The sequence below is a fragment of the Pseudanabaena sp. FACHB-2040 genome (assembly GCF_014696715.1).
GTDB lineage: Bacteria > Cyanobacteriota > Cyanobacteriia > Phormidesmidales > Phormidesmidaceae > JACVSF01.
Genome location: NZ_JACJQO010000005.1, coordinates 300,588 through 320,779 on the forward strand (window position 1 = coordinate 300,588; position 20,192 = coordinate 320,779).

Consider the following 20,192-nt stretch of genomic DNA (forward strand, 5'->3'; position numbering starts at 1 on the left):
CCCCATGCCCCAAAGAACCCATAATCCGCTGTTAAGGAATGACTCTTTTACCTTAGAAGGGCATTCTGGCCGCTGGTGTCGATTCTATGGAGCCCCGAGCAGCTGCTTTTTAAAAAAGAAATCTGACTCTCCATAGAGGCCTGGGAGTTCCTTCGATCGCTTCGCCCTCGTTAAAGGCTCCCGGCGGCCCTAGTTAACCCAATTCAGCGATTAAGAAAATGGGACCAGAATCACCTTTTGTACGTTGGTTCGACGGCTTGACCAATCAGGACGTGGAAATTGTTGGCGGTAAGAATGCTTCTTTGGGAGAACTGATCGGTTCTCTTAAGGAAAAAGGCGTCCAGGTGCCGGATGGCTTTGCCACCACCTCCGAAGCTTATTGGCGCTTTGTGCAGACCGATGGCTTAAAAGATAAAATTTGCGATCACCTAGAGCAGTTCAAAGCCGGAAAAGAATCTCTGGCAGAGACGGGCAAGGCTATTCGCAAAGCCTTTTTACACACGCCTTTCCCGGATGAAATGGCCGAGCCAATCCGGCAGGCCTACCGAGAATTGAGCCGTCGCTACGGCCGCGATGAGGTAGACGTGGCTGTTCGCAGCAGCGCCACTGCCGAAGATCTGCCCGACGCCAGCTTTGCCGGACAGCAAGAAACCTTTTTAAATATCAGTGGCGAGAAGGAACTGCTCCACGCCTGCCGGGAATGCTACGCCTCGCTCTTTACCAACCGCGCCATTAGCTACCGAGAAGAAAAGGACTTTGACCACCTGACCGTGGCCCTGTCTATTGGTGTGCAGAAGATGGTGCGCTCAGACAAGGCTGGGGCAGGAGTCATGTTCTCGATTGATACTGAGAGCGGCTTTCCCAATGTGGTGCTGGTTACGGCCTCTTGGGGGTTGGGGGAAATGGTAGTGCAGGGCAGCGTCACGCCCGACCAGTACAGTGTCTTCAAGCCGCTGCTAGATAAAAAAGGGGTGTGCCCAGTTCTGGAAAAAACCCTCGGCGATAAAGCCAAAAAAATGGTTTATGGCCCTGAGGGGGGCAAGTCTACTCGCATCATCAAGACGCCTGGCAAAGAGCGCGAGGCGTTTGTGCTGAACGATGATGAGATCTTGCAGCTAGCCCGATGGGCCTGCGTGATTGAGCAGCACTACGGCTCGCCGATGGATATGGAGTGGGCCAAGGATGGCGATACGGGTGAACTGTTCATTGTGCAGGCGCGGCCTGAAACGGTGCAGTCGCAGAAGAGTGGCGGCTCACTCAAGACCTATCGGCTGAAGGAGCCGGGTGAGGCGATTTTGACCGGGCTGAGCATTGGCGATGCGATCGCATCTGGCAAAGTTTGCCGTGTGCTCAGTGCCAAAGATATTGATCAGGTCACTGACGGCAGCATTCTCGTCACCGAGATGACCGACCCCGATTGGGTGCCGGTGATGAAACGGGTGGCGGGCATTATTACCGACTACGGGGGCCGCACCTGCCACGCCGCTATTGTCAGCCGAGAGCTGGGCATTCCGGCTATTGTCGGGACGGGTCACGCCACTTTGGATCTCAAAGACGGTCGTCCCATTACCCTCTCTTGTGCCGAGGGCGATCAGGGCGTGGTCTACAACGGCGAGCTGAAGTTTGAAGCAACTGAGGTCAGCCTAGAAGATCTGCCCGAAACCCGCACTCGCATCATGATGAACATTGCTAGCCCTGGCGCGGCCTTTAGCTGGTGGCAGCTCCCGGCTAAAGGCATTGGCCTGGCCCGGATGGAGTTCATCATCAACAGTCTGATCAAAATCCACCCGATGGCGCTGATCCACTACGACGACCTGGAGGACAAAAGCGCCTGGAAACAAATCCGCGAACTCACCCAGGGCTACACCGACAAGCGCGAATACTTTGTCGATAAGCTGGCGCGCGGCATCGCCAAGATTGCTGCTTCCCAGTATCCTCATCCGGTGATTGTGCGGATGAGCGACTTCAAAACCAACGAATACGCCAACCTGATCGGCGGCAGCGCTTTTGAACCCAAGGAAGAAAACCCCATGCTGGGCTTCCGGGGCGCATCTCGCTACTACAGCGATCGCTATCGCGAAGGTTTTGAGCTAGAGTGTCGGGCGATCAAGCGGGCGCGGGAGGATCTGGGCCTCGACAACATCAAGATCATGGTGCCCTTCTGTCGCCGCCTGCAGGAAGCTGATCGAGTGCTAGAGGTAATGGCTAATAACGGTCTCAACCGGGGCGATAACGGCCTGGAAATCTACGTCATGTGCGAGATTCCCTCTAACGTGCTGTTGGCGAGCCAGTTTGCTGACCGCTTCGACGGCTTTTCCATCGGCAGCAACGACCTCACCCAACTCATTCTGGGCGTGGATCGTGACTCTGGCGAACTCTCAGATCTATTTGATGAGCGTGATGAAGCCGTCAAACGAGCCATCGAAATGGTGATCAAAGCAGCCCATGAAAAGGGCCGCAAAGTCGGCATCTGCGGCCAAGGCCCAAGCGACCACCCCGACTTTGCTGCTTTCCTAGTGCGAGCTGGAATTGATTCGATGTCGCTAAACCCCGACAGCGTGATTTCCGTCATCCGTGAGGTTGCCCGCCAAGAAGCCGAAATGGCTGCTCCGGTAGCGTAATATCACAGTGTAGAGACGCGATTAATCGCGTCTCTACACACTGCTTCGCGCGCCTCCCCTGCTCCTTCTCAGCCCCACCCTATGCTCCTATTCTCCGGCAGCTCACACCCTGACCTAGCCCATGCGATCGCAAATAGCCTAGCCATGAGCCTGGGTCGCTGCACACTCCAGCGCTTCCCCGATGGCGAAGTTTCAGTGGTGATTGAGGAGGAGGTGCGAGACCAGGAGGTGTTTTTGGTGCAGTCTACCTGCCCCCCGGTAGACAATCACCTAATGGAGCTGTTGGCAATGGCCGATGCCTGTCGTCGGGCCGCGGCTGCCCGCATTACAGCAGTCATTCCCTACTTTGGCTATGGCCGCTCTGACCACCGCAACAGTGAAGGTCGGCCTATTATGGCTAGTGTGGTGGCTAAATTGCTGGAATCGGTTGGCATTGATCGGGTGCTCACCTTTGACCCGCATGTGCCTCAAATGGAAGGGTTTTTCCAGATTCCTCTGGAAAGTTTGACGACCACGCCGCTTCTGCTCAAGGGTATTAGCGACCATGTGAGTAAAGACGTTGTGGTCGTGTCGCCCGATGCCGGACGACTCGGTCTAGCGCTCCACTATGCCGATCATCTCAAGACCGAAGTAGCCGTGCTTCACAAGCAGCGGCACAGTGGCAACAAAACCCAAATTCACCGCCTAGTTGGCGATGTTAAGGGACGTAGCTGCCTGATTGTAGATGATTTGATCTCTACCGGAGGCACGCTCAAAGATGTCATCGAAGCCCTGCTGGCCGCCGAGGCAGTACCAGAAATAGCCATTGTCTCAACCCATACTCTGCTGTGTGCCGCCGCCGCAGACGTGTTGCAGCATTCAGCCATCAAATATTTCATCACCACAGATACGGTACCGCAGTCCTTAGATCTGCCCCATGTCAAAGTGGTTTCGGTGGCCTCCCGCATTTCCACTGCTATTGAGCGCACGCTGGCAGGCCAATCGCTAGAGAGCCTTTATTAAAAGCCTTCATTAGAAATCGCTCCAACCAGTCTTTAAGGTTCCTGGTCGGGTCTAAACTAGGCCAGAACCCATGCGGGTAAGGGGCAGGGGCCATGGATTTATCTGCATCAATCGAACTTGACCCAGCCCAGTTAGCCGCATGGGCCAAAGAAGCTGCTGCCAAAGCTGCCCAAGGGCAGGTGAACACGCGAATTTCGCTGCTGGCTCAGAGTGACCCGGCCTGGTTTGCAGCGCAGATCATGACCCGAGAGGGCACATGGAGTTGGGGCGACACTGAGCGAGTCTTTCCGCTGATGAGTGTGGTTAAGCCCTTTCTGCTGCTTTACCTGTTGGAGCACTGCGGGCAAGAGCAGGTCTTTCGGTGGGTGGGCATGACCCCTTCCGATGCACCCTTTAACTCGCTGGAGCAGCTTATTGCCGATGGTGGCTGGCCGCGCAACCCGATGATTAATAGTGGTGCGATCGCACTCTCGGCCCACCTAGCAGAAGCAAGCCAAGACGCCACAGGTCATCTCTGCAGTTGGCTCAATCAGCAGGCAGGCTGTGACCTGCGCCTTGATGAAGATCTGCTAGCCTCGGTGCGGCAGGCAGGCCGAGAGCCCAACCAGGCCCTCTTAAAAGTCTTGGTGCAGGCGGGCCAAGTGCAGCATTCCGAGGCGGCTCTGGATGCCTACGAACGGGCCTGCTGCTTGTCGGGCCGGATCGAGGATTTAGCGAAATTGGGAAAACTTCTGACCTTTGAGCAAGCGGTGGCTTACCAGCATCGCTGCACTGTCAATGCCCTAATGCTGACCTGCGGTCTATATGAGGCTTCGTCTGCGAGTGCAGTGCGAGTAGGATTGCCGCTCAAGTCAGGCATTAGCGGGGCACTGCTGGCGGTGGTGCCCGGATGGGGGGCTATTGCCGCCTACAGCCCGGCCCTCGATTCAGTAGGGAACCCAGTGGCGGCGCTGGCTTGGGTAAAGCAGTTGGCGCAAGGGCTGAGACTAAGCGTGTTTGGGTGAACGTTGGGACATTCACCCCAGATTTGTCCCCGATGTAGTAGTTAAGACCGGCCTATAGGAGCCATTGCCGCCGCCGGCTGGGGCCGTTGCCGTTTCACGCTCTGGGGAATACCCAGCACCGGGCAAGGCAAGGTCGAAACTAGCTGCTTTACCAGAGAATGCTTCTCTGAGTGGCAGCCTAGCACCAGCAGATCAGCCTTCTCGGAGGTCACAATCTCTTTTAATCCGGCCGCTGTACGACCGAACTGCAGGTGGGTTGTGAGAGAACCGCGCCATTCCTCGGCTAGATACCGGGCCTGGTAAAGAATCCGGTCTGCCTGCTCAAATTGCTTGCCCTCGATAACATACACGACATGAACCATCACCGGGCGCTGCGTTGCGAGGCGGGTTTGATGGGCCATACACAGAGTCAGATCAAGGGCTGTCAGGCTGTTGGGAGAGCCGCTGTAGCCAACAACTAGGTTGATCGTTTCTGTCGGTTGAGCCCAGTCTGTCTCAAAAAATCGCTTTCCGGGAGATAAAACGACTGGTTGGGGCAGTCCATCGCGTCCTAGGGCACTTTGTAGCTTTACCAGCATGGGTTTAGTTTTCACAGCCAAGAACCTCTCAAAAAGAAGGACAGGTGAGAGGTGGGTTCACAATCAGATGCGATCGCTCCTAAAAGCGACTCACCCAATTAAGGAGCTGCCAGTGACGCGGCTATCCGCAAAAGTCTTAGGTTGCTCCTTCCATATGCCGACGGAGTTAGCTGACGGGCTAAGACTGGAAGGTGTCTCTCTCAGGTTCAGGCTGAGATTAGCCCCAAAGGTTGGTTCCTCCGCTCTAGTTCATGGGGGAACTAGATTAGGCAACCCACTCTATTAAGTCATCTAAAATTGTAGCCAAGCCATCACCTGAAGCGCACTATTTAGAGGATTAAATTAATCTTTGTGTAAAGTTGACAAGCTACTCCTAAAGATAGAGGCTTTGATTTAAATCACACTAGCGTTGCTTTAGGAGCTGGTTCATAAAGGAAAGCTTTCATGAAGGAAAGCTTAAGGTTCTATAGAAAGCTGCTTTATGCCTTGATCCCCACTGCTTTCTTGGCAAGGAGGGAAACCGCACTTGACTATTAAGTTCCCTTAATCAAGAAATGGGAGAGAGGGAAATCTAGGTTTATAAATAGGCTCTGAGCGAAGTTTTAAAGAGTTAGCCTGATAGCTTTAGCTATCAGGCTAAAAGGTCAATGCTGCTGGCTATTGGGCCAGCAGCAGCTAATTATTATCCTCTCGCAGCAGCCATTTCTTGCTGAATTCTGCCCTTAGCCGCCTTAAAGTCAGACGCCATTTGTTCCTTCTGCGTGTCACTAAAGTTGCGATCAATAGCGGCAAATAGCGTACTTTCCTCTTGCCGAACGTGGTCACCCACGACATCTGCTAGCTGCTTAATTTTCGAGCGAAATAGATCAGAAGATGCCGGATTAATGGCCCGGATCTCATCTAGCATCTGCTTCATTTCAGCTTGCTCGCTGTACAGTTCCTGGGTGTTGTCTTCGCCGTAAAACGAGCGAACTTTAGGATAGACAACCTCTTCTTCTGCCTGGGAGTGGGCCAGCAGATCTTTATAAAGCTGTCCGAAATATTCCTGGAGCTTTTCTGGATTCTTAGTTGCTGCCACCTCGGTGAAGAGGGTATTCACCTTGTTGTGATCTAGCCGAATCAGGGTCTGGATATTTAGATCTTGTTTATCACTGTTTTGGGTGACTACACTGCCTGCTATCCCAGAGAGGGCTGCGATCGCATCCTGCACCCGGCCCCAAAGCCCCTGGTCAGGATCTTCACCTGTCATCTCCCGTACGCCAACCTGTTCGAGCAAACCCTTGAGCTGCTCCTGGTGGGCTCGACCCTCAAAGTTCACGGTATTGAGGGGGGTGATAGCAACCTCAATATCTGCGCCAACCTTTTGTGCTGCTTTGTGGATCATCAGCCCGCTCATCGCCTGGCCGTGCTTTAAAAGCTCGTGCTGGATCAGCTTCTGATAAAAGCTCAGCCCCTCGCCTGTCAGCATCTCCTCAAACCGGCTCAGAAAGGTTTGAGTGGCCTCGTTTGACTCAGATTGAATGCCGTATTGAATGATGACAGTGTCAATAATGCCAATATTTTTCTGGTCATCTGCCAGCATGCTCTGCAGGCGTTCCCGAACATCTGGGTAAGGGCAATTTTCGATCAGCGTTTGATCGTTTTTGATGATCAGGTTCTGAAAGTTTCTGAGATCTGCCAGCCTTTGGGCAATGGAGATCCGCTTGGTATCGTCTAACGTGCTAACCATTAAAATTCCTTGAATGAAAGCTACAGGCCTGTTTAGGGCCTTGTGTATTTCGATTGTGGCCAGGCTGTAGCTTCCGTCCATCGGACTGCAGTTAGAGTTTGCTGCGTATCGGCTTAGTCAGCGGTTAGAGTTGCCAAACCCGCACACACCCCTAACTGAGGCTTACTGCTGCCGCCGGAATCGTATTGGGGCTGGGAAACGGGCTGCGAAAGGAGAAGGCATAGGCTGTAGATCCGTGCTGGCGCAGGTGGTCTAGCCGCTCCTTGGCCTCTGCTACGGTAGGCCGATGGCCTGCTGGTACCCACCAAAGCGCCAGAATAGGCTGGGCCGCTGGCTCAAACCAGCGGCGGCGATCGCGCATGACGCCTGCATGAGCGCTGCGGTAAACGTAGGTAGACAACCCCTCAAACGACTGCCAGACCGTCAGCGTAATCAAAATCCGCTCATCTTCAAAGGCGCGAATGCTGGTGGCATCGTCGGCTCCTTCGGCCCGTAGCCGCCAGACAAATTCAGGGTCGGCATCTGCGATCGCATTAATCTGCTGAATTTGAGCCACAAAGTCTGTCATTCCAGGGTCGTGCAGGGGAGCCCGCAGAGTTGCTGTATTGACTTGAGCAAGATGGTAGCCGACTGACTTAATTAGCTGCATAGGTGTAGAGAAATAACAGCAATCAATAGTCTGGCACAGTCATCTATCTAAAGAAGTATTTAAATACCCCGAATTACTAGTTTCTTATCGCAATCAGTATGAGTCCGTTCGCTTAAAACCGCGTTTCGATAATTTCACCTGCTGCTTCTGTGGGCTGAAATTTCTGCCCGCCCTCCTCAAAAAAACTTAAACTGGCAAAGGCTCTCAAACCGCAAAGCAGCCTGTTTAAGCTTGCCATCAGGAAATTTTCAGCACTATGCAGCAGCGCAACGATCTAGAGTTTTACGATCGAGTTGCCCATGAATGGTGGAGCGAAACTGCCAAAATTTATGCGCTCAGTCATCTAAACGCTCCACGATTTGAATATTTTGATCGCTATATCTCCACCTGGCAGGGGCTAAAAGTTTTAGATGTGGGCTGTGGGGGCGGCTTTACCTGTGAGTTCTTAGCAACCCGAGGCGCTGTGGTCTCAGGAATTGATCAGTCACAGAATTTGATTGATCAGGCGCAGCAACATGCGGCTGTCAACCAGTTGCCAATAGACTACCGGCATGGCTATGGAGAGGAATTGCCCTATACCGACAGAACTTTTGACGTAGTTGTGTGTGTCGATGTTTTAGAGCATGTGGCCGATCTGCAGCAAACGGTCTCAGAGATTCACCGGGTGCTTAAGCCGGGCGGTTTTTTCTGTTTTGACACCATTAACCGCACTTTTAAGTCAAAGCTGATCATGATTTGGCTGCTGGAAGATTGGCTGCGGCAAATTCCGCACGGCGTTCATGACTGGCAAAAATTTATCAAGCCGGAGGAGCTAGCAGCCCTAATGGTACAGCTAGGCTTCCACGACATTGAGTTTGCCGGATTCAACATCTTTGGCGAAACCATGGCGGATAACGTCAGGACTTACTTGCACTATCAGAGAACTAAGACGTTCGAAATCGGCATTAATCAAGACACGTCTGTGATGTACATCGGTAAGGCTAGAAAAAGTCTGTCGTGACTACAGGATTTGGGGACTGGGGAGATTGCTTCGCTGCGATCGCAATGGCATTTCCCATAGTTCGGGTTAAGGCCAAGCAAAACCCAACAATCCTTTTTAGTGTTGAGTCGTGCTGGGCCTGATGCCAACTGCAGGGACTGCAGTTCTTTAGTTCAGTGTTGAGGGGTAAAGCTAGCACCCATGAGCAGGGACAGTGCTGTCTTCAAACGATTGTTCCGGGTCTTTAACCCTGCTGCACTCACCACAAAAATGCAGTCTCTCAATCAGCTAGTCTTAACAACTCCGCTCTACTTCCGAGGAAAAGCCCAAAGCGGGCCTGATCGAATTTCCAACCTAGCTTTGCCGATGGTAGTAGAAGAAGCCGCATCCGAAAAACAGCTACTTTTGATTTTTACTTAACAGCTAGCTAGGGTTGGTAGGTTCCTGTTTAGGAAAACTATTTCTTCTTTTTCTTGCCTTTTTTCTTAGATTTCTTAGATTTCTTTGACTTGCTTGAAGAATTTTGAGGCTTGTCCGGTGTCAGGGCATCAATTGCGTTACGAGCGCTGGTGGTAATGCCCTGCACAATTGATTCAGGAGAGTTGCTCAAACCGTTTACGGATTTGTCCTTGAGCCGTTGTCCGGCGTCTTGAAGTATACCTACAAGATCACCTAGGTAGGGAGCCAGGTCGCTGGCAGAAGCTTGAACGGAATGAGCTGCGCTGCCCACTGTTGAGCCGACGTCTTCTACCTGGTCTCCTGCCTTGGCAGCCACAGATTTAACGGACTTCAGCGGGTTTAAGCGATCGCTGCCATTGGTACCATCTTCAGAAGAATCTGACCCTTCACTCTTCTGAACCAAGCGTTGTGTAGCGGCCTGTACGAGTTCACCGACGATGACTCCAGCTACCGTAACGCCAAGCTGTCTGACATCAACTCCCAAAACTTCGGTTCCGCCTTTACTGGTTTGCTGTTTAGAGATTTTCTTACCCATTACCTTTCTAATTTGTCTAACTTTTCTAAGGCTTTCTAGCCTAATAATTGAGCTGTTGTTATGACATCTGTAGAAGGATCAGGCTTTGGGTAAAAAGCCTCTCCTGTTTGAAGGATTTAATCTTTGTGACCTGACGTGGGTTGCCAGAAAGCTGAGTACCCCTAGAAAAAATCCGTAAGCGAACTCGATCTTTAACGAATAATCCCCTTGGGGCCAGAGGGCAAAGGGTTGCTCCCTCCGTTAGCTTTGGAAGAGCCGTGCAGAAGGAGATATCCGGTTGAATGGTTTTTTCGCATTTTGCAATCAGCCTGTTTGAGATCCCTCAATCAGCCCTGCACCTAGCTCAACTGCAGCCGATTTGGTCAGTTGAGCAGTCTCCCTCGCTGTTGGCTCAGCTGCTGACGACGTTGGCGGTGGGGCTGCTCATGGCGTTTGGTTTTCAGCTTCTGCTGACGAACCTGGGCATTGCTCTGGGCATTTCTGTACTCACGGTTTCGGCGGGTTCCGAGTCTGATGACGACAGCGCTGAGGACAAGGCATCGGTTGACCTAGCGGGGTGGTTAGGGCCAGGAATTTTAGTGACCGTGAATGTGGTGCTGTTCGCGGCTTGTTTTTTGTCGGCTCGGTTTAGCCAGGTGGAGGAGCCGTTAGGCGGTGCGATCGCAGGTCTGACGATCTGGTCAGCCTACCTGCTGATCTTGATTTGGCTGAGCACTAAAACCCTCAACTCCGTTGCCGGATTTATCTTCGACTGGACCACAGGTGGGCTGCGCCGCCTAGTCTCTGTGATTGCGGCTGCGCTGGAACCCGCAGAAGTAGAGCCGCTGAGCGAAGCGCAAATGCTGGAGAGCATTCGGCAGGAGGTGCGCTCATCGCTAGACTCTGCCGAACTGCGGAGCCTGATTGCGGCCCAGCTACAAACGCTTACTTGGCAAGCTGCGGCTCAGCCGGGTGCAACAGCCTCCAATGGTCGGTCTTTGACTAGCACAGCGGAGCAGCCCCCATCGCTAACTCCGCAAGCTTTGGTGGAGCCAGACTTCTGGCAGCCCATTGAGGCTTATTTGACTGAAACTAGCTCCAAGAGCCTGACGCCCAAGCGCCTTAACCGGCGGCTGCAAAAGCTGCTGCAGTCAGCCTATGAAGCAGTACCCATAGATACTGAAATGCCGCCTCTGCCCACTGACCTGCTGGCAGCCCAGATAGACCAGCGGGAAGACCTCAGTGATAAGAAAAAACAGCGAATTTTGGCGCAAATAGAGACTACATGGGCTGAGTTCTGTGCTGATCTAGAGCCGCGATCGGGGCCAGTAGACAGTTCAGAGGCAGGCTCTGAGGCTGAGGACTCAACCGGATTTGACCCCGCTGCCATTTCCCAAGATTTGCTCAAGTCAGCTGCTGAAACCGCGTTAAAGCAGGTTCTCTCTGGCTTGCCTGACCTACTGCAAAAGGTCAAGCCGGATCTGCCCTATGGTTTGGGGATGGCTTCGATTATGCTCGCCGAGGCGCTACCCGACCTGCAGCCTGAGTCGCTGCTAGACTCTTTGCCCGTTGAGGCTGCTGAGGTGAGGCAGTACGTAGACCACCTTTTGGACGAAACTCAGGGCCAGATGGCTCAATTGGGGAAAGCCTCGCTGTATCAAGCCGAGCATCTGCGTGAATTGGCGCTCAAGCCAGTTGAGCGGGTGCAGCAGGGCGTGGAGGCACGGGTAGATGCGCTGAAGCAGCAGGCCCGTGAACAGGCTGAAGCTACCCGCAAAGCAGCGGCAACGGCTGCCTGGTGGCTCTTTGCAACAGCCTCAACGGGAGCCGTTTCGGCGGCCTTGGCTGGGGCTTTGGCAACCGAGTGGCTCTGGCCCTAATAGCGGCTAGACGTGAATATGACATCCAAACCGGCTTTAGTACCGGATCTGTAGGGTGACGCTGGCCTCTACGGTCTGCTCACCGCCCACGACTGGGGTTTTGAAGTCGGCTTCGGCGTTGGCAAGCTGACCACGAGCTGCAAGCGGCATTGGTATTGGCGGCGCAGCTCCATTAACCTGAATGCTAACGACTTCCTGAGGCCCCAGGTTCAAGCTCAGGAGCACTGCACTGGCCTGCTCCTGAGCATCACGGGTCGCTTCTTGCAAAGCAATCTGGCGGGCCGCTGCGATCGCATCCTCCTCCGCCACAAAAGATACGTTTTGAATTTGCGTGGCTCCTGCTGTAACTGCATCATCTAGCAGAGTGCCGACCTGGTCATTGGGCATCCGAAAACTGACAGTATTGGTGCCGATGTAGCCCACCAGCTCAGCCTGGCCCCTGTCGTAGTTGTACTGGGGGTTGAGGCGAATGCCAGTTGTTTGCAGCTTTTGCACACCGCGCGCCTGCAGCAAATTAACTACAGCCGTCGCTCGACGGGCTACCTCACGCTGAGCTTCTGCCGCCGTGCGGGCCTGAACCTCAACACCCAAATCAACTTGAGCAATGGAAGTTGCGATCGCTTCGCTGCCCTGCCCAGTCACAGTAATGGTTCTCAGGACAGGCTCTTGAGCCATTGCAGGTAGGGTAGAGGTCATCCCCAGAATGGCACCGCCTGTTAGCAATGTCCAGCTTAGAAGTGAAGTTGACATTACTTTAGAAATCCCTCGACGTGCCAATTTAAGCCGCTCCATAACATATTCTCCAAAGTTGAAGCAGGCCACAGTGTGTGGTCTCTTTGTGTTCTCTTAGTACCCAATTTGGCATTGGTGCGGGCAGGCAGCGCCCCCGTTACGGTTTTAGTAACTCCAGCTACCCCCACCAAAGTAAAAGCCCCCGACACAAGGCCGGAGGCTCCCTCGAAACAAGCATTACTGAGCTTTGAATATAGGGATTAATCGGGAGGAAATGGGGAAGGGTGGAGGAGCAGACCACCTCAACCCCCGCCCTATATCTCCAAGTCCAACGTCACCAGCAACCCAGCATGATCAGAGGCTCTAGAGCCATCTTCGGCGGGGCTATTGGCGATGACTTCGATATCTTTGATGTGCGATCGCAGTGTTTCGCGCACCCAAACGTAGTCGATGCGCTTGCTGAGCTGGCCGCCCTCTACAAAGGTGTAGCCGGGTGCTTGGGGATGTTGGTCGGCCCAGCTATCGACCCAGCCCTCGGCCTGAATCTGTGCCATCAGAGGGCTGTCGGGAGGAGTGTTTAAGTCACCTACCAAAACAGCTCGACCCGGTAGCGACTGGACGTAGGGCAGTACCTCATCCAGGTTGTCCTGGGTCTGCTTAGCTACCCAGGAGAAGTGAGCATTGAACAGATGCAGTGGGCCATCGGCCAGGTCAAAGCGAGCATGGACCAAGATGCGGGGGCTAGTGTCTTCTAAGCCCGGACGCAAACTCAGCTCTCGGTAGTGCGATGCGGCCATTGGCAAGCGCGATAGCAGCGCCATGCCTTCGGCATTTCCATCGGCGTAGGTGCGGGTAGGGCAAAAAAGCGAAAAGTCATAGCCCTCCAGTTCACGGGCCAGCTGAGCTGCCTGATCTAGACAATTTTCGGCAGCCGGGTTTTGAGCTACTGCCTGAAACGCCATGATGTCAGGCTGAGCCTGCCGAATAGCGTCTGTAATAATTTGCCTACGAACAGCCCAAGGACCGTGCTGGGTGCCGTAGTAGTTGAGGTTCATTGTCAGAATTCGCAGCATTACCAAGCTCCTCACAGCGCACAAAACCAGAGAAATGTAGTTGAACTCCCCTGTTGCTGAATGCATCTTAAAAGCTTTCTTTGGAATCGTGGAGAGCGGGTAGAGGGGGTGGAGGGAAAGTAGGCTAGCCTCGCTGAAACCAAAACCTAACCCTATTACCCCTCTGCTTTCCTGCGCCTTCGCTTTTCTGGCCCTCTACTCCCTTGTTCCTCTGCTTTTGTTCTCCTTGCTCTCGCTCTTCCGCTTCTCTCCTCAAGTCACTCTCAACCGCCTCTAGCAGTACCTTCAAAGTGACACGTACTGATTCATGGGTGTACTTATCATCGGGGTGAGCGGCTTGCCCCGGCTGCTGAAAATGGGGCCGCTCGCCGAAGATTTGGCCCCAACGGACGTCGGCTTGTCTAACGACTTCGTAGAGGGTTTCTGGGGTGCTGAGGATATCCTGTAGGATTTTCTGCAAGGCTGCCAGTGGGCGATCCATGTAGCGGCTGACTTGGGCATCTTGGGCTTTGACCCAGGCTTGCAGGACTGCTTGAAGTGCGCCGATTGAGTCGTCTAGGTGCTGATCGATAAACAGGTTGATCTGAGTGATTGCCTGCATCAGCGGGGGAATGGGCGATTCTCCTTTCATGAAGTCGCTGCCCTCGCGGCCAATCACCTCTGCCAGAGAAAACTTGCGGGCCAGCCGTAGTTCGTGTTGTAGGTCGCTGTCTGGGTTGGCGTCTGGTTGGGTCATCATGCCGCTGAGAATGCTTCACCCATTATGGACTTGTCGGGCGGCTAAACCCTTCGCCCGCTCTGCAACCCCTACTGCTGTATTACAGCGATTTTCAGATCAGTAAGCTACAGGCTAGGTGGGCGGGTGGATGGGTGGCGAATGCAGGTGAAAATGACTGTAAGCTGCAAACTGGCGCACCAAGCGGTCAAAAAGCGAAGCTTAGCCCTGATATCAGTTGGACTGGGCTATCTCTGGGGCTTCTAAGACGTTGACATCGATCAGCGGGGTAACGTTGAACCCCTGGTTCAGCAGATGAGCCTGAATCGTCTCTGTTAGCTCAGCTTGAATCGCCTCTGTAGACTGCTCCACATTAGGCTGGCGCTGCACGTAGACAACACCCAGCAGGGTATTTTGACCCTTAATGTTAGACCGGGTAAAGCGCACATTTGACTCTATCAAGTTCACCTCGTCTGCCTGCTCGATCACCTTCTGCACCTCGGCATTAGCCTGTTGAGCTCGGCTGGAACGCACCAGGTTGGGAGAGGTAGACAGCTGCCAGGTGAGCAGCCCCGCCAGTGCGATCGCACTGACCCCCAGCGACACCGGAAAGATTCCTCGCTTGCCTCGCTGGTAGCGTGCCCCCCGGGTAGAGAGCCCAAAGAACCGAAATAGCACTGCCGCTGCTAGGTTAATGCCGCTGAGCTGCAGCAACAGCAAAAACAGCCCATTTACCGCCAAATCCCAACGGCTGACGGCAGCGGCCATGCCGATAATTCCGGCGGGGGGAGCTAGAGAGGCCGCTACTAGCATCCCTGTGGCGGCTCCAGAGACCAGGCTGCTGCGCTCTGACTGAATCAAATTAATCGCTCCAGCGGCTCCAGCGGCTAGGGGCAACAGCACAGCAACCATTGAAATCTGGCTTTGCTCAATCATCAGCGGGGTTGGCGTTTGCTGCTGAAAGATAAGGCTGAGTAGAGCAGCGACAACAATGGTTACCGACAACGCCACAAAATACCGGAGCACACTACGTCCGAGCAACTGGCGATCGCCTCGGGCAGTTGCGATCGCAGTATTCATCGCCGGTCCGGCAAAGGGTGCGATCAGCATCGCGGCCACCAGCAAATAGCTAGTTGCGGTATACAGCCCGATCCAAACCACTACTCCAGCCATCGCTGCGTAGCTCAAAAAACCCTTCCATGAGCCTACGCTCTGCAGGCCAGCCAAAAAGATCTCGATGGGGCTGCGTTCCTCTACTTGCTTGACCTGCTGGGCAGCGGCATCGGCGGGCGGGTGCAGCGCCATCACCCCCGTTGGAAACAGCGTGACTTTAAGATCGGGCAGGTCTTGCAGCTGGTCCAGTAAGGTTTCAACCTTCTGGTTAGAGACATGCACCATCACGATATCTAGGCAGTCGTCGCCGTCTGTCTGCCACTGAGCCAAATTTGTGCCGTCGCAGTCCTTAGCCTTTTGCAATACAGTTTTGCCGCAGCCACAGGGAACTTGAATCAGCAGTTGGCGCATGGTTTTTACAGTATCTAAAGAGGTAGGGCCGCACGCTCCCCATCCTGCTGGCGTGTGCTAACTTCCGCATCGCTCAAAGGTTCAGTACGCTGTAGACAAATTCAATTTGGGATTCTACATGGGTCAGGAGCGAGAAAGCTTAAAGCCAATTCAGGGGGCCAACCGCGCACTGCGTCGCCGCCTGACGTTGAAGGGAGAGTTTGCCCTTGCGATCGCACCCACCGCCATTGTCCTGGGCGTGCTAGCTCTGGTAGAAGCACTTAGTGAGCAGCGGCTGTTGTTCGCCTCTCTAGCCTCCAGCGCCTTTCTGATTTACCTAGACCCGCAGCACGGCACCAACTCAGTCCGAACCCTGGTTGTAGCTCAGGTTATGGCGGCCGTTCTGGGCTTTCTGACTTATCTGTTTTTGGGTTCTGGGTACTTATCCGGCGGTACAGCAATGGTTATCACCATTGTGCTGATGATTTTGCTAGATGCCGTTCATCCTCCGGCGGTTTCGACCTCCCTCAGCTTTGCTCTGAGAGCTGGAAATGAAAGCAACTTGGTCCTGTTCGGTCTAGCTGTAGGGATTACCGCTACTCTAGTTATGCTAGAGCGAGTAGCTCTATGGGTACTCGCCCGATATGGCCCTACAGCATCAAATTCATGAGCGTCTACGATATTTTGAGTCAAACTCAGCGCCAGCGAGTTAGCGACGGGGTTACGCTACCTGTCCTAAACGGTTGTGAGGTTGCCAGCCAAAAGCTGGTGCTGGTTTGGCCCCAACTAGGAGATTTTGACAGCCTTGAATATGCCTGGTGGCTGCAGCGAGAGATGCCCCGGCTCAAGGACAAGGGTATCGCGGTGCGGGCGGTTGGCATTGGCGATCGCAACTCCGGACAGCAGTTCTGTACCTACACCGGATTTCCGGCAGACTGGCTGTTTGTCGATCCCCAGGCCGACTTGCACCGCCAGCTCGATCTTTATTCTGGCCTTTCCCTCCAAGTGCCGAGGCTCAAGCCGGGTCAAACTGCCTGGCTCAATCTGATGCTGATGTGCGCCGGAATCGGCAGCCCCGGCACCCTGGCCGAAGTGTTTCGGGGGTATCGGGGCGATCGCAAAGCCCCTCAGCTAATCGACGACGATGAAGTAGTGCGAGCGGCTCCGCTGCCGCCCCTGCGCGGCTCATCCTTCCAGTTTGCTGGCGGTAAAGGGTTTCAGCGCCCGTTTGAGCTAGCGACCTTGCGGCTGCGAAATATGACAGAAGTGCTCAGCCGCTGGCAGACCTACGTGCCCAATGCCACCTACCTGACCCAACGAGGTGGCACCTTCCTGTTCGATTCTCAGGGCAAACTGCTCTATGAGCACCGAGATTCCGGCATTCTCGGTTTCGCTAAAGACAAGCACTACCCACTGTCCTTTCTATCAGAAGTCTGAACTTTGGCTCACCGTACCCTTGGGGCGATGAAGCAAGCAGCGGCCTGCTGGCACCATAACAGTGAATTCTGTAGCCGTTGTGCTTATCACCCCTTCGATGAACTCAGAACCTGACTTTAAATACGCTCAAGCCAATTCCCTTTCAGATCTCTTTGCCCCTGATTTAGCAGGTACTCAAAGCGCATTTCTGCTCAATTACCCGGCCACTGCAAGCTGGGCTGCCTACCCCAATACCAAGCGCTATTTTATTCAGGACGGCAGCAGCGAATCGACCAAAACATCCTTTGACAAGATCTGCCAAAAGGAACCCTGGAAAAACCTGGCAGTGTTGGGCGATGGGGTTCCTGGCATTATCATTTCGCCCGTGCAGCCAGAGCTGTTGCACTACTGGCAAGATCACTTTGGTCATAGCTATACAAACCTAGAGAAGATTGACTGCTCAATCTACCTAGATGAACTCAGCCAGAGCGATCGCTTTGACCAGATCGTTACGCTATTTCCCTTTGACCATCTCAAAGCCGAAAAACACGCCGTTCCGCCAGATACTCACTACCGCCTGCTCAGTAAAGTAGCCCTCAATCAGCTAGGGGTGCAGTGCCCTTATTACGATAGCTACGACCTGCACCAAACCCGTATCGAAGATATTCCGCTACCCCAGCAGTTTCCATATCTGATCAAAACTTCCCACGGGCTCTCAGGTGAGGGCACCTACATTATTAGAAACGCCAGCGATCTCCATTACTGCCAGTCAGAGCTGAGAAAGTATCTAGAGATTGAGCTGCTTCAAACAGTTGTTGTCTCTGAATTTATTAAAGACGTTGTAGAAAACTACTGCGCTCAGTTTTATGTTAACCGAGCTGGTGAGATTGGGCTAATCGGCACTACCCGTCAGCTCACGACCTCAGACGGTGACTATTTGGGCGGAGTGATTGACTATTCTCAAACTGATATGAGCAAGTTTTTTGAAATGGTCTCAGCCATCGGCAAACATGCTCATCAGCAGGGCTATTTTGGCGTCATTGGGTTCGACGTTCTAGAAACTCGCGAAGGGCAGCTCTATGCAATCGATGCCAACTTTCGGGTCAATGGCTCAACGCCTCTTTGCCTGCAGAGACAAACACTATTAGAGGCAGGCAAGGCAGTGGCAAAATACTCAACAGATTACCGAATGAGCGGCACACTAGAATCAATTTTGTCTGAGTTTAAGCCCGAGCTTGACCGTAAAGATCTGTTGATTTTGTCGGCCCAGGAGAAGGTCAAATACGGCAATATTTATACCGATATCTACGGCATCATCGCTGGAGAAACGCTTGAGGAGATGCAGCAAATCGAGCGTAATCTTCAGCACAAGGGCCTACACCTGTAGGGCTAACCGCTAGCAAACAATCGGGTTCTGGGTTCTATTGCGATCGCAACTCCTTTTGACCCTTCTAAGGATTGTCTCAGCTAGCCGCAAGGAACCAGATTCCACAGTATTCTACTGAGAATATGAGGAGCGACTGGAACCGCACTTGCTAAGCAACGCGACTATCTCTACAGATGCTATCTACTGGTTGTAGACGATCCCTGCGTCCCTGCGTCCCCGCGCCTCCGGAACCACAGGGATGCGGGAACCCGCATCCTCCCTCCCCAAAGATTCACACTCCCATTAAGCAACGTCGAAAAATGGCCTCACCCCTGTCCCATTTGCCCAAAAATCAGCTCATAATCAAAAACACTGCACGTCGAGCTAAAGATATTCAGTATGGGACTTAGAGAGAAGATTCAAGATAAAGCTATACGAGAGAATATTGCGGCTGACTTTGCCAAGCTGATGGACGAACAAGTAGCCACGAAGAATGGGTTCTCTGGTATGGCCCTAAAAACTGCCTACAACGTAGTCAAAGGCGTGGACGCAGGCTATATCCCAGGGGCCATCGGACGCATTTTGCCAGATGCTTTTGCTGCCCTCGACCCCATGTGGAATGAGGGTGTGCAGGCAGGCAATCCGGTTGAGCACTTGGTCCAAAATCGGTCTCGAACTGCCGATACCCTGCTTAGCGTGACCGATGCTCGTATCGAAAAAACTAACAACGGCATTGTGCGCTCCTCGTACAGCAAATTCCGCAAATCGGTCAAAGGGGACATAGAAGCCGCTGTACCGGGAATGGCGAAGATTATTGACGCTCACGTTCGGGGCTAAGTATTCTCTGGTGAAGGGCCGGGGAAGGGAAATGCGTCTCCCTTCCCCGCGTCTCCCTATCGGCGTTTATTTCGTTAGCAAGATGCTTCTGCTGGAGGAGTTGCCTAGGGTAAGGGGCAGATATGCAGGAGGCCATTATGCCGATTCAGCAACTTTCGCTTTATGAGATCAGCCAGGACATGCAGCAGTGCATTCAAAACTGTCTGGACTGCCACAGCATTTGCCTTAACACCATCACCTACTGTCTGCAGCAGGGTGGCCACCACAGCGAACCCGCTCACATTCGGCTGATGATGGACTGCGTTGAAAGCTGTCAGACCAGCGCCAACTTCATGCTGCGGAACTCCGATCTACATGCTCATTTCTGTAGAGCCTGTGCCGAGGTCTGCCAGCGCTGCGCTGAAGATTGCGATCGCATGGGCGACGATGCCCAAATGAAAGCCTGCGCCGACATGTGCCGCCGCTGCGCCGAAACCTGCCGCCAGATGTCTATGGCGATGGCTTAAACCTTTCTCTCTTAAGGCTGCGTTGGCTCCAGCTCAGTACAGACCAAAAACTGGTTAGACACATAGCCACTGATCCCGTCTGGAGTGGTCACCACACTCCAAGATCCCCCGTTGCTGTTGTAGGTTACGACCGCCTCATTTTCTAGCTGGGCAATCACCGCATCCAAGGGGGAAGGGCCAGTTCGCAGGTTAGCGGGGCTACCATCAAGCGTTTTAATCTGCATATAGCCATTGAATTGCCTAGTGTTGAGCGGGCTGGGAGTGAGCAGGCGAGTTTCGGCCCAGCCGGTGGTGCCTCCTGATAGCGTAATTTCGGCCCAGCCGCCGGTGCGATCGCTGCCATTGACCAACACCTCAGTGCCGTTGGCAACAGATGTCGTGATGTCGGCAGCGGGGCTAGGATAGCTGCGCACGTAGAGCGGTCCTTCAGTTTGCACGATCCGAAAGCTGGAGCGGCAGACGCTGGTGGGCATCTGAGCCTGACTGGGCAGCGATAGCAGTAGAGAACCGGCAAAAAGTGAGGGTAGCCAGAACCTGATTGAGCGTGTCTGCATAAGGGTTCGGAGAATGTGGCACACAGGGTTATCGCCAGCATTATGGGTGAAAAGCTCGGTAGCAGATGTCATCAT

At 53.6% G+C, this 20,192-nt stretch carries 20 protein-coding genes and 1 riboswitch; of the genes, 11 read left to right on the top strand and 9 right to left on the bottom strand.

Features of this window, described 5'->3' with window-relative positions:
- Positions 1-218: 218 nt before the first annotated feature.
- The 3 genes from ppsA (at position 219) to H6G13_RS05100 (ending at position 4,627) form a co-directional block, all read left to right on the top strand.
- Positions 219-2,621 (top strand): phosphoenolpyruvate synthase, encoded by a 2,403-nt coding sequence (gene ppsA / locus H6G13_RS05090; RefSeq protein WP_190482081.1) that lies wholly within the window; start codon positions 219-221, stop codon positions 2,619-2,621.
- Positions 2,622-2,702: 81 nt separating this feature from the next.
- Positions 2,703-3,623: a ribose-phosphate pyrophosphokinase gene (locus H6G13_RS05095; RefSeq protein ID WP_190482082.1), complete on the top strand. Its 921-nt coding sequence runs from the start codon at positions 2,703-2,705 to the stop codon at positions 3,621-3,623.
- Between the two features lie 92 nt (positions 3,624-3,715).
- Positions 3,716-4,627 carry a glutaminase gene (locus H6G13_RS05100; RefSeq protein ID WP_190482083.1) on the top strand — a complete coding sequence of 304 codons (912 nt, stop codon included), beginning with the start codon at positions 3,716-3,718 and terminating at the stop codon, positions 4,625-4,627.
- Between the two features lie 41 nt (positions 4,628-4,668).
- Here the strand turns inward: H6G13_RS05100 and H6G13_RS05105 are convergent, their stop codons facing one another.
- The 3 genes from H6G13_RS05105 to H6G13_RS05115 all read right to left on the bottom strand — a co-directional run bounded on the left by H6G13_RS05105 (position 4,669) and on the right by H6G13_RS05115 (position 7,583).
- Complete coding sequence (locus H6G13_RS05105; RefSeq protein ID WP_347277434.1) at positions 4,669-5,220, bottom strand: universal stress protein; 552 nt, start codon at positions 5,218-5,220, stop codon at positions 4,669-4,671.
- Positions 5,221-5,346: 126 nt separating this feature from the next.
- Positions 5,347-5,487, bottom strand: a riboswitch (cyclic di-AMP (ydaO/yuaA leader).
- Between the two features lie 400 nt (positions 5,488-5,887).
- Positions 5,888-6,934 (bottom strand): hemerythrin domain-containing protein, encoded by a 1,047-nt coding sequence (locus tag H6G13_RS05110; RefSeq protein WP_190482084.1) that lies wholly within the window; start codon positions 6,932-6,934, stop codon positions 5,888-5,890.
- 151 nt (positions 6,935-7,085) lie between these two features.
- Positions 7,086-7,583 (bottom strand): DUF3291 domain-containing protein, encoded by a 498-nt coding sequence (locus tag H6G13_RS05115; protein ID WP_190482085.1) that lies wholly within the window; start codon positions 7,581-7,583, stop codon positions 7,086-7,088.
- A 256-nt stretch (positions 7,584-7,839) separates the two neighbouring features.
- On the opposite strand from H6G13_RS05115, the gene ubiG reads away from it, so the two are divergent.
- Positions 7,840-8,583, top strand: a complete 744-nt coding sequence (gene ubiG, locus H6G13_RS05120; RefSeq protein ID WP_190482086.1) for a bifunctional 2-polyprenyl-6-hydroxyphenol methylase/3-demethylubiquinol 3-O-methyltransferase UbiG — start codon at positions 7,840-7,842, stop codon at positions 8,581-8,583.
- A gap of 249 nt (positions 8,584-8,832) precedes the next feature.
- Positions 8,833-8,982: a hypothetical protein gene (locus H6G13_RS05125; RefSeq protein ID WP_206756514.1), complete on the top strand. Its 150-nt coding sequence runs from the start codon at positions 8,833-8,835 to the stop codon at positions 8,980-8,982.
- Positions 8,983-9,019: 37 nt separating this feature from the next.
- Here the strand turns inward: H6G13_RS05125 and H6G13_RS05130 are convergent, their stop codons facing one another.
- Positions 9,020-9,556, bottom strand: coding sequence for a hypothetical protein (locus tag H6G13_RS05130; RefSeq protein WP_190482088.1), 537 nt, complete (start codon positions 9,554-9,556; stop codon positions 9,020-9,022).
- A gap of 281 nt (positions 9,557-9,837) precedes the next feature.
- Between H6G13_RS05130 and H6G13_RS05135 the strand changes: the two genes are divergently transcribed.
- Positions 9,838-11,415: a hypothetical protein gene (locus tag H6G13_RS05135; RefSeq protein ID WP_190482089.1), complete on the top strand. Its 1,578-nt coding sequence runs from the start codon at positions 9,838-9,840 to the stop codon at positions 11,413-11,415.
- Between the two features lie 36 nt (positions 11,416-11,451).
- Here the strand turns inward: H6G13_RS05135 and H6G13_RS05140 are convergent, their stop codons facing one another.
- From H6G13_RS05140 to H6G13_RS05155, 4 genes are all read right to left on the bottom strand, one after another.
- Positions 11,452-12,165: an SIMPL domain-containing protein gene (locus H6G13_RS05140; protein ID WP_242028154.1), complete on the bottom strand. Its 714-nt coding sequence runs from the start codon at positions 12,163-12,165 to the stop codon at positions 11,452-11,454.
- Between the two features lie 296 nt (positions 12,166-12,461).
- The gene (locus H6G13_RS05145; RefSeq protein WP_190482091.1) at positions 12,462-13,220 is read right to left on the bottom strand and encodes an endonuclease/exonuclease/phosphatase family protein; all 759 of its coding nucleotides are present in this window, start codon (positions 13,218-13,220) and stop codon (positions 12,462-12,464) included.
- A gap of 124 nt (positions 13,221-13,344) precedes the next feature.
- A complete protein-coding gene (locus tag H6G13_RS05150; RefSeq protein ID WP_199305740.1) occupies positions 13,345-13,959 on the bottom strand; it encodes a hypothetical protein in 615 nt (204 codons plus the stop codon).
- A 210-nt stretch (positions 13,960-14,169) separates the two neighbouring features.
- Positions 14,170-15,459 (bottom strand): TIGR00341 family protein, encoded by a 1,290-nt coding sequence (locus tag H6G13_RS05155; protein ID WP_190482092.1) that lies wholly within the window; start codon positions 15,457-15,459, stop codon positions 14,170-14,172.
- Positions 15,460-15,577: 118 nt separating this feature from the next.
- Here H6G13_RS05155 and H6G13_RS05160 point away from each other — a divergent pair, with 118 nt between their 5' ends.
- The 5 genes from H6G13_RS05160 to H6G13_RS05180 all read left to right on the top strand — a co-directional run bounded on the left by H6G13_RS05160 (position 15,578) and on the right by H6G13_RS05180 (position 19,563).
- On the top strand, positions 15,578-16,108 hold the full coding sequence (locus H6G13_RS05160; protein ID WP_190482093.1) for an HPP family protein: 531 nt from the start codon (positions 15,578-15,580) through the stop codon (positions 16,106-16,108).
- Positions 16,105-16,875, top strand: coding sequence for a peroxiredoxin-like family protein (locus H6G13_RS05165; RefSeq protein WP_190482888.1), 771 nt, complete (start codon positions 16,105-16,107; stop codon positions 16,873-16,875). Before H6G13_RS05160 ends, H6G13_RS05165 begins: the two co-directional genes overlap by 4 nt.
- Before the next feature lie 97 nt (positions 16,876-16,972).
- Positions 16,973-18,241, top strand: coding sequence for a carbamoylphosphate synthase large subunit (locus tag H6G13_RS05170; RefSeq protein ID WP_190482094.1), 1,269 nt, complete (start codon positions 16,973-16,975; stop codon positions 18,239-18,241).
- 378 nt (positions 18,242-18,619) lie between these two features.
- The gene (locus tag H6G13_RS05175) at positions 18,620-19,057 is read left to right on the top strand and encodes a hypothetical protein (RefSeq protein ID WP_190482095.1); all 438 of its coding nucleotides are present in this window, start codon (positions 18,620-18,622) and stop codon (positions 19,055-19,057) included.
- A 137-nt stretch (positions 19,058-19,194) separates the two neighbouring features.
- Positions 19,195-19,563: a four-helix bundle copper-binding protein gene (locus H6G13_RS05180; RefSeq protein WP_190482096.1), complete on the top strand. Its 369-nt coding sequence runs from the start codon at positions 19,195-19,197 to the stop codon at positions 19,561-19,563.
- A gap of 11 nt (positions 19,564-19,574) precedes the next feature.
- On the opposite strand, the gene H6G13_RS05185 is transcribed toward H6G13_RS05180, so the two are convergent.
- Entirely contained in the window at positions 19,575-20,117 is a 543-nt protein-coding gene (locus tag H6G13_RS05185; protein WP_190482097.1) for an SH3 domain-containing protein, read from the bottom strand.
- Positions 20,118-20,192 lie beyond the last annotated feature (75 nt).